Source organism: Rathayibacter sp. AY1F6 (assembly GCF_002932035.1).
In the GTDB taxonomy this organism is placed as follows: Bacteria; Actinomycetota; Actinomycetes; order Actinomycetales; family Microbacteriaceae; genus Rathayibacter.
Genome location: NZ_PSVD01000007.1, coordinates 35,844 through 49,265, shown reverse-complemented (window position 1 = coordinate 49,265; position 13,422 = coordinate 35,844). Strand labels below are relative to the sequence as shown.

Genomic DNA, 13,422 nt, shown 5'->3' with positions numbered 1-13,422 from the left:
GGCCGCCCGCCGCGACGATCGTCGCGAGCGGGCGGCCTCTCGGCGTTCCGGCCGGCGTCAGTAGAGCAGGCCGGTGAGCCGGGCCCGAGCCTTGTTGACGCGCGGGTCGGTCTGACCGACGATCTCGAAGAGCTCCAGGAGACGAGCCCGGACGGCGGCCTTCCCCTCGGCGTCGAGGCGCGGGAACATCGAGAGCAGCCGGTCGAAGGCATCCTCGACGTGGCCGCCCGAGACGTCCAGGTCGGCGACGGCGAGCTGCGCGTCGAGGTTCGACGGCTCGGCTGCGGCGGTCGAGCGGATGTCGTCGAGCGTGCGGCCCTGGAGGCGGGCCAGCAGCCGCACCTGCGCAAGACCGGCGACGGCGAGGTCGTCGCGCGGGTTCTGCGCGATGGCGGTCTCGTACTCGGTGATCGCCGCGGCGTAATCGCCCCGGTCGATCGCGTCGTAGGCCTCCTGGTGGTGCGGCGGCAGCGGCTCGGGCTCGGGCTCGCCGCCCTCGGCGGGAGCGGCTCCCTCCACCGGCACCGTGCCCGTCACACCGTTCTGAGCGGCGAGCTGGAGGACCTGCTCGAGCAGGTCACGCAGCTGCTCCTCGGCGACGAGGCCGCTGAACAGGGGCACCGGGCGGCCGCCGATGATCGCGGCGACCGTCGGCACGGACTGCACCTGGAACGCCTGCGCCAGCTGCGGGCTCGACTCCACGTCGACCCCGACGAGCACGAACGCGCCGGCGTACGAGACGACGACCTTCTCGAGCAGCGCGGTCATGCTCTGGCTCTGGTCCGACCAGGAGCCGCGCAGGTCGACGATCACCGGCACGCGCGAGGAGAGCTGGACCACCTGGTCGAACTCGGCGTCGCCGGCGGTCAGCAGCAGCGGATTCGCGCCGGGCGCGCCTCCGGGAGCGGCGGGCGCGGCCGGGGCGCCGGCGGAGGCGGCGGGCGGGGTGCGGCGGTTCACCAGCGACGAGAGGTCGACGGCGCCGCGGAGGCTTCCAGGCAGGGGCGGGACGGTGCTCACGGCAGCTGCACCACCGAGACGAGTCCCTGGCTCCATCCGAGCATCACGATCTTCTCCTCCGATCCGACGGGCGGTACGTAGAACAGCAGTTGGTATCCGTAGGTGGTCTCGATGCCGGTCGTCGACTTGTCCGTGCCCAGCAGGGTCTGCGAGGCGCCGGAGGTCGAGACGGTCGAGCCCTCGGCAGTGGGGCGGACGGTCGACGTCTCGGCGATGCTCGCCGCGACGAGGGCCCCCGAGTCGTTCGTCGCGAGCGCGATCGTCGGCGACGTGCCGGCGGCGTTCGAGAACTCGATCGAGGCGGTGTCCGGCAGCGCCTCGCGGTCGGCGTTCTTCTTGTCGACGCCGACCTGCCCCCGGAGGGTGTCGCCGTCGGCCGCGAAGAGCTCGGCGTACTGGCTCGAGTCGCCGTTGGCGAGCACGTCCGCGTACGCGGAGCCGACGGTCTGCGGGGCGAGCTTCATCAGGCGCGAGTCGGGCGCCACGATCGACGTGCCGACGGTGACGGGCGCGACGTCGGGGATGCGCGCGTTGGCCTCGAGCGAGATGGCGTAGTCGACCTTGTAGTCGACGCGCGGGCTCGCCTGGCTCATCATCAGCGCGATCGGGGCCTGGGTGGAGTCCGTCGAGTTCTGCACGACGGCGGTCACCAGGCGCGGCCACGACTCCGTGTCCTGCGGGAGCACCAGGCTCACCGGGGAGGCCGGGATCGTCTGCGGCGGGTCGATCGTCCCGCCCTTGGCGACGACGTCGTAGTTGGTGGTGCGCTCGGTGAGCGCCTCGCCCTGGAAGCGCTCGGCGAGGATCCCGGCGTCCCGGGCGGCGTCGGCGCGCGACGCGACATCGGCGACCTCGGCGACGACGGCCTCCGCCTGCTGCGTGGTGACCACGGGGGTCGGCTCGGCCGAGACCGGCTCTGCCCCCGCGGTCGCCGTGGCGGACGCGGTCGGCGCCTCGCTCGCGCCCGCGGCGAGATCCGGCCAGTAGTCGGAGCTGCAGCCGGAGAGGAGGACCGTCGTCCCGAGGACGACGGGCAGCACCAGGGCGGCCCGGCGGCGCGAGGGCGCCGGCGACGCCGTGGAGGCCTGGATCCCGGCACGCGGCCGGGGGCGGCGGGCGCCGCGGGGGATCCGACCCTGCGGTCCCTTCCGGCGCGGGCCGTGCTGGCGGCGCAGGTGGACGAAGGCCCAGATGTAGAGGACGAGGCCGAGGAGGAGGAACACGGCTCCTCCGAGCAGCAGCGGGCCGGCGAGGGGCGTCGCGGTGTCCACGGGCCAGCTGACGCGCACGGAGTCGGCTGCCGGCGCGGTGCCGTCGCTCGCGATGAGGATGGAGACGTCCTCCGGCACGTCGAGCGCCAGGGTCACGCTGCCGCTCCCCTCGAACTCCTCGAGCCAGAGGTCGGAGCCGCGCGGATCGACGACCGCCGCGTCGGCGGTCTCGACGTCGGAGGAGAGCTGGACGCGCTCGCCCGTCTCCTCCGCGGAGGTGAGGGTGTCGTCGGCGCGCTCGTAGCCGATGGCGTCGTAGCTCGAGCCGCCCACCCAGCCCAGCACGTCGGAGGTCCGGGCGTAGGCGACGACGAGGTCGCCGCTGCCCTCGACCGTGATCGTCTGGCGTCCCGGGTTGGCGCCCAGGGTGCTGCCGTCGATCACCGCGTAGGGAGTGGAGGAGTCGAGCGCGGTCTCGGCGGTGAGGGACTCCGGAGGAGCCCAGACCGTCCGCTGACCGATGCCGAGCACGATCATCGCGGCAGCGATGACGGTGGCGATGATGGCGAAGACGAACCGCACGAAAGTACTCCTCCTGCGTTGCCGGATCGGGGTGACGGCCGGGGCCGGCTCGGGGTACGCAGCCGGACCGGGGCGCGACGGCAACAGACAAAGACAGTCCACGATAGCCGATGCCCTCGCTCCGATGCCCGGGAGAAGCCGAGAGTGCGGCCCGGGCGGCGCGCGGTGCGGGTGTCGCCCCGGCCGCGGCCTCCGCGCTGAATACACTTTCCGAGTGCCGCGAGCCCCACCGCGGTCCTGCTCTGAAGGAGACGACGTGGCGAACGACGAGGCCGAATTCACCCAGGTGTTCCGTGGCTACGACCGGGACGAGGTCGACAAGGCCGTCCAGGGCCTGCGCCGCGAGCTCATCCACTCGAACACCCAGGCGGCCGAGAGCGGCCGCGAGGTGAAGCGCCTGTCCTCCCGGATCGAGGGCCTCGAGAAGGAGCTGCAGCAGGTCGGCACTCCCACCTACGCCGGCCTGGGCGCCAAGCTCGAGCACACCCTGCGCGTGGCCGAGGAGCAGTCCGAGCGGATCATTGCCCAGGCCGAGAACGACGCCTCCGCCCTCCGCCGATCCACCCGCGACGACGGCGACCGCATCCTCCAGGAGGCGCGCGACGAGGCCGAGCGCCTGGTGACCGAGGCGCGCCGCCGTGCTGACCGGACCCGCGACGAGTCCGAGGCGCAGGCCGCGGCGACGCTCGGCAAGGCCGCCGACGACCGCGACGTGATGACCCAGGACGCCGTCCGCGAGGCCGCCGCGATCCGCGGCACCGTGGCGACCGAGGCCGCCGAGACCCGCGCCACCGCGAAGCGCGAGGCCGCCGCGATCCGCTCCGAGGCCGAGCGCGAGGCTGCGGAGATGCGCGCCGTCGCCGCCCGCGAGATCGAGGTCGCCCGCGCCGAGGCCGCCCGCCTCGCCCAGGCCAACGAGCTCCTGCGGGCCGAGGTCGCCTCCGAGGTGGACCGGCTCCGGGCGGCCGTCGAGGCCGAGGTCGCCCAGGCGCGCGCGGCGGTCGAGGCCGAGGTGCTCTCGACCCGCGCCGCGCTCGACGCCGAGGTCGCCGCAGTCCGCGCCGAGGGCGCGCGCGAGATCGCCGACCAGCGCACCCGGCTCACCCAGGAGCGCGCCGAGGCCGTCGCCGTGCTCGACGCCGAGCTGGCGGGCCTGCGCGCCGCGTCCGCCGACGAGGCCGCTGCGCTCTCGCGCGAGGTCGAGCAGGCCCGGATCGACCTGGTGGTCGAGCTCGCCGCGCGCCGCGAGGAGGCCGACCGCGACGACCTGCTCCGCCACCAGGAGGCCGTCGCGCAGACCCAGCGCTACCTCGACGAGTCGAACCTGCAGCTCGCCGACGCCATCCGACGCGCGAACGACAAGCGCCTCGAGGCGGACGCCCTCCGCAGCGACGCCCTCGACGACACGACGCGACTGCGCCGGAAGGCCCAGGACGACTCCGACGCCCTGCTCGACGACGCGCGCGACCAGGCGCAGAAGCTCGTCGCGGACGCGGAGCGCCGCAGCCGCGAGCTGATGGACACCGCCGAGCGGCGCCTCGACGAGATCCGCACCGAGCGCGACGCGATCGCCGGCTACGTGTCGGGACTGCGCGGGCTCATCGGCCACATCGACGGACTCGCGGACGACAGCGACGGCGACGGCTCCGACGGCAGCGGCTCCGACGGCGACGGCTCCGACGGCGGCTCGTCCGGCCGCTAGGCGGTCGCTGGGCGGGCGGGCTCAGCCGAGCTCGCCCGCCCACTCCGTCGGCAGCGGGGATGAGGCGGGCGCGACCACGCGCACGATCTCGTCGAGGACCCGGCGGGTCTGCGCCTCGCCGACCCAGAGGTGCTTCCCGCCCTCCACGGCCACGAGGTCCAGCTGCGGCACGCTCGCGAAGCGCTCGGCGGCCGCCTCCGGCCGCAGGTAGTCGTCGAACTCCGGGACGAGCGCCACGAGCGGTCGGCCGTCCTCGCCCCAGGCGGCGACCTCCTCCGCGCTCGTGCGGTGCAGCGGCGGCGAGAGCAGGATCGCTCCCTCGACGGGGTGCTCCCTCCCCCACTTCAGCGCGAGCTCGGTGCCGAAGGACCAGCCGACCAGCCAGGGGTGCGGCAGTCCGCGCTCCGCGACGAGCGCCAGGGCTGCGGCGACGTCGGCGCGCTCCTCGGTGCCGTGTCCGAACGCGCCCTCGCTCGTGCCGCGCGGCGACGCGGTGCCGCGGGTGTTGAAGCGGAGGACCGCCAGATCGGCGAGCGCGGGCAGGCGGGCGGCGGCCTTCCGCAGGATGTGCGAATCCATGAAGCCGCCGTGGGTGGGCAGCGGATGCAGGGTGACCAGGGTCGCGACCGGCTCGTGCTCCAGGGGCAGCGCGAGCTCCCCGACAAGGGTCAGCCCGTCGGCGGTGTGCAGCTCGACGTCCTCGCGGCGGGCGGGGAGGTCGACGCCTCCGCGGATCTCGTGGGTCATCGTGCTCCTCGGATTCTCCAGCAGTGCGTGTGCCAGTGACGGCGGCCGGCCAGGTCGGCCGCGTCGCCGAGCGCGCCGTCGGCCCGCCAGGTGACCAGGTGCGGCTGGCCGATGTCGATGGTGAGCCCGCAGCCCGGGCAGAGGTAGTTCTTCACGGCCCGCGCTGCGGAGACGGGCTGGACGTTCCACTCCCGGCCGGCGTGGGACTCGGTGCGCCGGAAGCCGGCGAGCATCTGCGAGAGGTCGCGCTGCTCGTCGTCGTCGTCACGGCGGCCGCCCCGGGGTCTGTTGCTGCGCGGCATCCCCCCAGTCTAGGATGCCGCCGCCGTGCCCCTCCCGTCAGTGGGAGCTGTCGTCCATCTCGAGCCGGGTCTCCTCGGCGTCGAGCATCAGCTGCGCCCGCCGCAGCGTCCGCGAGGAGTAGACCCCGCGCCCCCGGGCGTCCAGCAGCGCCTCCCGCTCGGCGAGCAGGACCGCTCGGCGCAGCCGCAGGTACTGCGCGTGCGGGCCGAGCGGCGCGTCCTCCGCGCGGCCGACCTGCTCCCACGCCACCTGCGAGCGGGTCAGAGTGTCGCGGCGCACGCGCTCGAGGACGCGCTCGCCCGCCTCGCCGTCGGGCAGCTCCGCCACCGCCTCGGGGAGGGCCTGGATGCCCGTGGCCGCGACCTCGTCGAGCAGCGTCGCGAGCTCGCGGCGGTCGGCCTCTCCGTCGGTGCCCTGGATGCCGGTGAGCCGGATCAGCGCGGGGAGCGTCGCACCCTGCAGGAGCAGCGTCACGACGGCGACGGTGAAGGCGATCAGGATCAGCTGGGAGCGGTAGGGAGTCTCGTCCGGCAGCGACTGGGCCGCGGCGAGCGTGACCACGCCGCGCATCCCGGACCAGGACAGGACGACTCCTCCGCGCCAGCCGAACGCCTCGCTCGTGGTCGCGGCCAGATCGGTCTCGCGCCGGAGGTAGAGCCGCTCCGCTCTCACCTGCCGCCGCCGGAAGCGCTCGTCGCTGGTGGCGCTGTTGCGCAGTCGCATGAGGCCCACCGCCAGCCTCCGGTTGATCCGCTCCGCCCGCCGACCGGAGCTGCGCAGCCACAGGAGCAGCGGCCACACGAAGAGGGCCCGCAGCACGATCAGGATGACCACGGTGGCCAGACCCAGCAGCACCGCGGTGCCCACTCCGAACTCGCCCGGGTCCACGACCCCGGAGACGATCGCCTTGATCTCGGCGCCCATGAGCAGGAAGACGCCGTTCTCGAGCAGGAACTGCGCCGTCCGCCAGTTCACCCGCTCGCTGATCCGCGACTGCGGCGAGAGGAAGCGCGCGCTGTTGTGCCCCGTGTAGATTCCGGTGACCACGACGGCGAGCACCCCGGACGCGCCCAGCTCCTCGGCCGGGATGTAGGCCAGGAACGGCACGGCGAAGGACACGGCGGTGTCGAGCACCGGGTCCCGCAGCGTCGAGCGCACGAAGACGGTGAGCACGCCCATCACCAGTCCGAGGACGATCGCCATCAGGACGGAGTAGACGAAGAGGACCCCCACCTCGCCCACGTCGATCGCGTCGGTCGTGACGGAGGCGCCGACCACGGCCGCCGCAGCCGTCGCGGCGCGCAGCAGCACCAGCGCCGACGCGTCGTTCACGAGGCTCTCGCCCTCGAGCACCGTCACCAGGCGGGGCGGGAGTCCGAGCTTCTTGCCGATCGAGGTCGCTGCCACCGCGTCGGTCGGGCTCACGACGGCGCCCAGAGCGATCGCTGCGGGCAGGCTCAGATCGGGGAACACGAGGTAGAGGAAGCCGCCCACCACGAGGGCGGTCACGACGACCAGCAGCACCGAGAGCCCGAAGATCGAGCGCAGGTTCCGCCGGAAGTCGGTGAGGGGCACCTGGATCGCGGCCGAGTACAGCAGCGGCGGCAGCACGCCCGCGAGGATCAGCTCAGGCTCGACCTCGATGTCCGGGACCCCGGGGAGGTAGGACGCGCCGATACCGATGACGACCAGGAGCAGCGGTGCGGCGATCCCGAGGCGGCTCGAGAACCGCGCGACGGTGACGACCGTGATGATCCCGACGACCCCGAGCAGCGCGTAATCCACGGCACCAGGGTAGCGAGAGCCTCAGCCCGCCGGACGCGGTGCCGAGCGGAGGGGAACGATCAGTACCAGCCGACCGACTCGGAGTGGGCCCAGGCACCGCAGGGCGAGCCGTAGCGGCCGGAGATGTAGCCGAGGCCCCAGGTGATCTGGGTGCTCGCGTTGGTCGCCCAGTCGGAGCCGGCCGACGCCATCTTGCTGCCGGGGAGTGCCTGCGGGATGCCGTAGGCACCGCTGGACTTGTTCTCGGCGTAGACGTTCCAGCCGGACTCGCGGTTCCAGAGGAGGACGAGGCAGTCGTACTCGCTGTCGGCCCAGCCGCGCTGCACGATCATGTCGTAAGCGATCGCCTTCGCGGATCCGGGATCCGGAGCGGCGGCGCGCTGGACGGGAGCGGCGGTCTCGGCCTCGGCGGAGCCCGACTCCTCCTCGTCGACGGTCGCGGAAGCGGTCTGAGTCTGGGTCGGAGTGGGCGTCGGGGTCGGAGTGGGCGTCGGCTTCGCCTCGGCGCCGAACGAGTCGCGCTGGACGGTCCGCTCGACGGCGTCCGCGACGACGAGCCGCTGCGCGGAGTCGCCGTTGAAGCGCGCCGGGGCCTGGTAGTAAGGGGAGGCGACCGCGCCGCTGGACGGATCGACGACGTTCACCATGGCGAACGCGATCGACGCCGTGAAGGCCAGCACCGTCACCGGGATCCGAGCCCAGGAGCGCCGCACCGGGGTCTGGTGCGGGACCGCCGGGCGACCGCTGGTGCGGTTCGCGGGCGTGTGGGCGACGGAGGTCTGAGGATGCTGAGCCACGATTACGAAAGCATAACGGACGATGACCTGATCGGCCAGCAGATCCGGCTCCGGTCAGCGGACCGCCAGCATCACATCGACGACCGTGTCGAGCAGCAGGTCGACCTGCGCCTCGGCGTACCCGCCGCGCTGCGGGGCGAAGGAGACGGTCCGCACGTCGTCCACGGTCAGCACCGATCCGTCGCGGAAGTACCCGGAGATCCGGTCGGAGAAGGCGTCGACCTGGCGGATGTTGTAGCCCGTCGTGAGAGCGCCGGCCCGGGTGAACCGCTCGCGGGGAGCGCGGGCCAGCCGGTTCACGATCTCCTGGGCCGTCGACCGCGCGTCCGCGAGCCACGCCTCCTCGCCCCGGGCCGCGATCGCGTACTGGCGCTCCCGCAGGGCGAAGGCGTCCTCGAGGCGCTCGAGCGCCGCATCGACGTGGGGCGCGGAGTAGCCGCCCTTGCGCAGGGTGAACGCGGTGTGGCGCAGGTCGGCGGCGCGGAGGTCCGCCGGTCCCCCGGAGAGCTGCGAGTAGGCCTCGCGCGCCGATGCGAGGAAGGAGTCGACCTCGGCCGTGTCGTAGCCGGGACGGGACTCGCGGGCTCGGGGGAAGGGAGCGGTCATCCCGACATCATGCCAAGCCGCGCGCCGGGAGCGGAATCGGCACGCCCCGGTGAGGCGCCCGCTCAGTGGGCGAAGAGGAAGTACAGCACGTAGGCCGCTGCGGCCGACGGCAGGATCGAGTCCAGCCGGTCGAGGACTCCCCCGTGGCCGGGCAGCCACGAGCTCATGTCCTTGATGCCGATGTCGCGCTTGATCAGCGACTCGGCGAGGTCGCCGAGCGTCGCGGTGAGCAGCACCACGGCCCCGAACACCGCACCGACCCACCAGGGCTGGCCGAGCATCAGCAGGGCGAGCAGGACGCCGACGCCGATCCCCGCGACGGCAGCACCGGCGAACCCCTCCCAGGTCTTCTTCGGGCTGATCCGCGGTGCCATCGGGTGCTTGCCCCAGGTGAGTCCGCTCACGTAGGCGCCGGTGTCGACGACGATCACGAGCACCAGGAACGCGAACGCCCAGAGCTGGCCGCCGGGCTCGGCGACGAGACGGATCGCGAAGGCGCCGAGGAAGGTCGTGTAGCCCTGGACGAACGCGCCGAGGCCGATGTCGAGGGCGAGGTCCCTCCGGCTGGAGGCGGTGCGCCGGAAGAGCTGCTCCCCCAGCCGCCAGAGGCCGACGAGGACGGATCCGCCGAGGACCGTGGCCCACGCGGCGCCGAGGCCGCCGTAGTAGGCGGCCGGCACGGCGACGACCGCCACGATCCCGGTCGGGATGCGCGGGATGTCCCGACCGGCGTGGCGCAGAGCGTTCGAGAGCTCCAGCGCCGCGAGCAGCACCACCACCCCCGCGAGCACCATGAAGAGCTCCTTGACCAGGAGGAGGCTGACGACCATCGCGCCGCCGCCGAGGAGTCCGATCGCGGTCGCCGACACGAGGTTCCGGCCCGAGCGCGCGGTCAGGCGGTCGTTCGTCGCCTCGAGCTGGGCGCGGGTCGCCTCGAGCTGGCGCTCGACGTCGGCCCGGCCCTGCTGGGCGCGCGCACGCAGCGCGTCGCGGGTGACCATCCGGGATCCCCGGGCACCCGGGACGTGCGGAGACGGTCTCTTCTCGCCGCCCTCGGGTCCTTCGGGGATCTCGGGCACCGCTACACCTCGAGCAGTTCGGATTCCTTGCGCTTGAGCGCCTCGTCGATCGCGTCGACGTGCTGCTTCGTGAGCGCCTCGAGCTCCTTCTCGCCGCGGGAGAGCTCGTCGTCGCCGATGTCGCCCTTCAGCGCGTCGAGGTCGTCCTTGCCCTTGCGGCGGATGTTGCGCACCGCGATCTTGGCGTCCTCGGCCTTGGTGCGGACGATCTTGACGAACTCCTTGCGGCGCTCGGCGGTGAGCTCCGGCAGGGTCACCCGGATGATCGTGCCGTCGTTGGTCGGGTTCGCGCCGAGGTTCGGCATGTCCCGGATGGCCTGCTCGATGTCGCGCAGCGAGCCCTTGTCGTAGGGCGTCAGGACGAGCGTGCGGGCCTCCTGGTTCTGCATCGAGGCGAGCTGCGACAGCGGCGTCGGGGTGCCGTAGTAGCTCACCAGCACCTTCTGGAACATGCCGGGGTTCGCGCGTCCGGTGCGGACCGTGGAGAAGTCCTCCTTGGCGACCTCGACGGCCTTGCCCATCTTGGTCTTCGCGTCGGCCAGTACATCCGAGATCACAGGGAGCTCCTTAAGAGAGGGAAGTGGTCAGTCTAGTTCGAGACGAGCGTGCCGAGCTCGGCGCCGCGGATGGCCTTCGCGACGTTGCCCGAGGGCTCCATGCCGAAGACCTGCATCGGCATGCCGTTGTCCATGCAGAGGCTGAACGCGGTGGAGTCGACCACCTTGAGGCCCCGCTGGAGCGCCTCCTGGTAGGTCAGCGCGTCGAGCTTCTTCGCGTCGGGGTTGGTCCGCGGGTCGGCGTCGTACACGCCGTCCACGCCGTTCTTGGCGACGAGGACCACGTCGGCGTGCGTCTCGAGCGCGCGCTGCGCGGCGACCGTGTCGGTCGAGAAGTACGGGAGTCCGGCGCCGGCGCCGAAGATGACGACGCGGCCCTTCTCCATGTGCCGGATCGCCCGGCGGGGGATGTAGGGCTCCGCGACCTGCGTCATCGCGATCGCGGACTGCACCCGCGTCTCGGCGCCCGCCTGCTCGAGGAAGTCCTGGAGGGCGAGGGCGTTCATCACCGTGCCCAGCATGCCCATGTAGTCGGCCCGGCCGCGATCCATGCCGCGCTGCGAGAGCTCGGCTCCGCGGAAGAAGTTGCCGCCGCCGACGACCACCGAGATCTCCACCTCGGTCGCGGCATCGGCGATCTCGCGCGCCAGCGCGCTGATCACGTCAGGGTTCACGCCGAGCGTGCCGGCTCCGAACGCCTCCCCCGACAGCTTCAGAAGCACCCTGCGGCGCTTGCCCGTCGTCATCGCATCCGTCTCCGTCATGGACGTTTCCTCCCGTAGACCCGTACAAACCTATCCCGCGCGGAGCGGGCCCCGCGACCACGCCCGGGACCGCCCCGGGCAAAGCGAAGGGAGCCCGGGTCGACTGAACGACCCGGACTCCCTCCTGCAGTGCTGTCAGGCGCCGACCTTGAAACGGGCGAAGCCCGACACGGTCAGGCCCGCGTCGCTCAGGACCTTGCTGACGGACAGCTTGTTGTCCTTCGCGTAGTCCTGGTCGAGCAGGGCGACCTGCTTGAAGTACGCGTTCACGCGTCCCTCGATGATCTTCGGCAGGGCGGCCTCGGGCTTGCCCTCGCCGCGCGAGATCTCCTCGACGATGCGGCGCTCGTTGTCGACCTCGGACTGCGGCACGTCCTCGCGCGAGAGGTAGGACGGGTTCGCGAACGAGATGTGCTGGGCGACGGAGCGCGCGGTCTCGGCGTCCTCACCCGCGTAGCCGACGACCACGCCGACCTGCGGGGGCAGGTCCTTGTTCGTCTTGTGGAGGTAGATCGCGAAGTGCTCGCCCGAGACGGAGGCCACGCGGCGCAGCTCCACCTTCTCGCCGAGGATCGCGGCCTCGTCGTTGATGAGGTCGGCGACGGTCTTGCCGTCGGCGGGGGCCGCGAGGGCCTCCTCGACCGTGGTGGAGCCGGCGGCGACCACCGCGGCGAGCACGGCGTCGGCGAGGGCGATGAACTTCGTGCCCTTGGCGACGAAGTCGGTCTCGCAGGCGAGCTCGATCATCGTGGCGACGCCGTCCTTCTCGGCGGCGGCGACGAGGCCCTCGCTCGTCGAGCGGTCGGCGCGCTTCGCGTTGCCCTTGGCGCCCTTGAGGCGGAGGATCTCGACCGCCTTGTCCAGGTCGCCGTCGGCCTCGACCAGCGCGTTCTTCGTGTCGACCATGCCGGTACCGAGCTGCTCGCGCAGCGTCTTGACGTCAGCGAGGCTGAAATTTGCCATGTTCTCGGAACTCCTCTTGGTTCGGAAACCCTGTGGCGCCGTCACTCGCGGCGGGCTCACGGGAGGAGCCCAGCACGCCGAGGTGACGGCGGTTCTTACTCGTGGTGAACGTGCACCGACCGAGCGGGGGCCGGACGACCGCGGGTGCGGCGTCCGACCCCCGTCACGGAACGGGGTGTCAGGCGGTGGCGGTCTCGTCGGTCGAGGTCGCGGCGGCGTCGGCCTCGGGGGCCTCCTCCGCGGCGGGGGTCTCGGCCTCGACGACGGCCTCGTCGGCGGTCTCGGCCTCGGCGTCGGCGACCTTCTCGGTCTCCGCGCCGGCCTGCTCGTTCGGCTCCTGCACGTCGGCGGCGGGCGCACCGGTGGAGAGCAGCTCCTGCTCCCACTCGGCCAGCGGCTCGACGGCGGAGACGTTGCCCTCGGCCTCGGGCTTCTGGTGGCGCTGGATGAGGCCCTCGGCCGCGGCGTCGGCGACGATGCGGGTGAGCAGGCTCACCGAGCGGATCGCGTCGTCGTTGCCCGGGATCGGGTACTGGACCTCGTCCGGGTCGCAGTTCGTGTCGAGGATGCCGATGACCGGGATGCCCAGCTTCTTGGCCTCGTCGATCGCGAGGTGCTCCTTCTTGGTGTCGACGACCCAGAGGGCCGACGGCGTCTTCGAGAGGTTGCGGATGCCGCCGAGCGACTTGTGCAGCTTGTCGAGCTCGCGCTTCTTGATGAGGAGCTCCTTCTTGGTGAAGCCGCTCTTCGACGTGTCGTCGAAGTCGAGCTCCTCCAGCTCCTTCATGCGGGCGAGGCGCTTCGAGACCGTCTGGAAGTTGGTCAGGAGGCCGCCGAGCCAGCGCTGGTTCACGTAGGGCTGGCCGACGCGGGTCGCCTGCTCCGAGATCGCGTTCTGCGCCTGCTTCTTGGTGCCGACGAAGAGGATGGTGCCGCCGTGGGCGACCGTCTCCTTGACGAAGTCGTAGGTCTTGTCGATGTAGGCCAGCGACTGCTGAAGGTCGATGATGTAGCTGCCCGAGCGCTCGGTCAGGATGAAGCGCTTCATCTTCGGGTTCCAGCGACGGGTCTGGTGCCCGAAGTGGACGCCGCTGTCGAGCAGCTGGCGCATGGTGACGACTGCCATGAGTCGTTCTCCTTGTCTCGGGGCCCGGGCGCACGACGGCGCCGAACTCCCGTTCGGTTGTCTGCGACGGCCGGTCGGCACGTCGCCCTGGCGCCCGGCGCACTCCCGCCCCGGCCGCGTGAGCGGAGAGGGACCGTGGGGAGCGGAGGCCGAATGGGCGCGCGTAGTCACCCCGACGAG

General features: G+C 72.4%; 13 protein-coding genes. 1 reads left to right on the top strand and 12 read right to left on the bottom strand.

Features of this window, described 5'->3' with window-relative positions:
• Positions 1-57 precede the first annotated feature (57 nt).
• Both C5C44_RS08240 and C5C44_RS08235 read right to left on the bottom strand, forming a co-directional pair.
• Positions 58-1,020, bottom strand: coding sequence for a tetratricopeptide repeat protein (locus tag C5C44_RS08240; protein ID WP_104335667.1), 963 nt, complete (start codon positions 1,018-1,020; stop codon positions 58-60).
• Positions 1,017-2,813, bottom strand: coding sequence for a hypothetical protein (locus C5C44_RS08235; protein WP_104250536.1), 1,797 nt, complete (start codon positions 2,811-2,813; stop codon positions 1,017-1,019). Before C5C44_RS08235 ends, C5C44_RS08240 begins: the two co-directional genes overlap by 4 nt.
• Positions 2,814-3,069: 256 nt before the next feature.
• Between C5C44_RS08235 and C5C44_RS08230 the strand changes: the two genes are divergently transcribed.
• Positions 3,070-4,515 carry a DivIVA domain-containing protein gene (locus tag C5C44_RS08230; protein ID WP_104247620.1) on the top strand — a complete coding sequence of 482 codons (1,446 nt, stop codon included), beginning with the start codon at positions 3,070-3,072 and terminating at the stop codon, positions 4,513-4,515.
• A 21-nt stretch (positions 4,516-4,536) separates the two neighbouring features.
• On the opposite strand, the gene C5C44_RS08225 is transcribed toward C5C44_RS08230, so the two are convergent.
• From C5C44_RS08225 to rpsB, 10 genes are all read right to left on the bottom strand, one after another.
• A complete protein-coding gene (locus tag C5C44_RS08225; protein WP_104250535.1) occupies positions 4,537-5,262 on the bottom strand; it encodes an alpha/beta hydrolase in 726 nt (241 codons plus the stop codon).
• Entirely contained in the window at positions 5,259-5,564 is a 306-nt protein-coding gene (locus C5C44_RS08220) for a hypothetical protein (protein WP_181027199.1), read from the bottom strand. Before C5C44_RS08220 ends, C5C44_RS08225 begins: the two co-directional genes overlap by 4 nt.
• A 37-nt stretch (positions 5,565-5,601) precedes the next feature.
• Positions 5,602-7,350, bottom strand: coding sequence for a sodium:proton antiporter (locus C5C44_RS08215; RefSeq protein WP_104223889.1), 1,749 nt, complete (start codon positions 7,348-7,350; stop codon positions 5,602-5,604).
• 59 nt (positions 7,351-7,409) lie between these two features.
• Complete coding sequence (locus tag C5C44_RS08210; RefSeq protein WP_258066696.1) at positions 7,410-8,147, bottom strand: lytic transglycosylase domain-containing protein; 738 nt, start codon at positions 8,145-8,147, stop codon at positions 7,410-7,412.
• A gap of 54 nt (positions 8,148-8,201) precedes the next feature.
• Entirely contained in the window at positions 8,202-8,753 is a 552-nt protein-coding gene (locus C5C44_RS08205; protein ID WP_104250532.1) for a DivIVA domain-containing protein, read from the bottom strand.
• Between the two features lie 62 nt (positions 8,754-8,815).
• Complete coding sequence (locus C5C44_RS08200; protein ID WP_104257363.1) at positions 8,816-9,754, bottom strand: phosphatidate cytidylyltransferase; 939 nt, start codon at positions 9,752-9,754, stop codon at positions 8,816-8,818.
• An 80-nt stretch (positions 9,755-9,834) separates the two neighbouring features.
• Entirely contained in the window at positions 9,835-10,389 is a 555-nt protein-coding gene (gene frr / locus C5C44_RS08195; protein WP_104223893.1) for a ribosome recycling factor, read from the bottom strand.
• A 32-nt stretch (positions 10,390-10,421) separates the two neighbouring features.
• A complete protein-coding gene (pyrH, locus tag C5C44_RS08190; protein WP_374952923.1) occupies positions 10,422-11,135 on the bottom strand; it encodes a UMP kinase in 714 nt (237 codons plus the stop codon).
• A gap of 153 nt (positions 11,136-11,288) precedes the next feature.
• Complete coding sequence (gene tsf / locus C5C44_RS08185; protein ID WP_104223895.1) at positions 11,289-12,116, bottom strand: translation elongation factor Ts; 828 nt, start codon at positions 12,114-12,116, stop codon at positions 11,289-11,291.
• Between the two features lie 178 nt (positions 12,117-12,294).
• Positions 12,295-13,242: a 30S ribosomal protein S2 gene (gene rpsB / locus C5C44_RS08180; protein WP_104223896.1), complete on the bottom strand. Its 948-nt coding sequence runs from the start codon at positions 13,240-13,242 to the stop codon at positions 12,295-12,297.
• Positions 13,243-13,422 lie beyond the last annotated feature (180 nt).

Bases quoted from the DNA above. Each gene is read 5' to 3' on its own strand.
- C5C44_RS08205 (WP_104250532.1), bottom strand. From the start codon at position 8,753: ATGACCGCTCCCTTCCCCCGAGCCCGCGAGTCCCGTCCCGGCTACGAC.
- rpsB (WP_104223896.1), bottom strand. From the start codon at position 13,242: ATGGCAGTCGTCACCATGCGCCAGCTGCTCGACAGCGGCGTCCACTTC.
- C5C44_RS08200 (WP_104257363.1), bottom strand. From the start codon at position 9,754: ATGGTCACCCGCGACGCGCTGCGTGCGCGCGCCCAGCAGGGCCGGGCC.
- pyrH (WP_374952923.1), bottom strand. From the start codon at position 11,135: ATGACGACGGGCAAGCGCCGCAGGGTGCTTCTGAAGCTGTCGGGGGAG.
- C5C44_RS08220 (WP_181027199.1), bottom strand. From the start codon at position 5,564: ATGCCGCGCAGCAACAGACCCCGGGGCGGCCGCCGTGACGACGACGAC.
- C5C44_RS08225 (WP_104250535.1), bottom strand. From the start codon at position 5,262: ATGACCCACGAGATCCGCGGAGGCGTCGACCTCCCCGCCCGCCGCGAG.
- tsf (WP_104223895.1), bottom strand. From the start codon at position 12,116: ATGGCAAATTTCAGCCTCGCTGACGTCAAGACGCTGCGCGAGCAGCTC.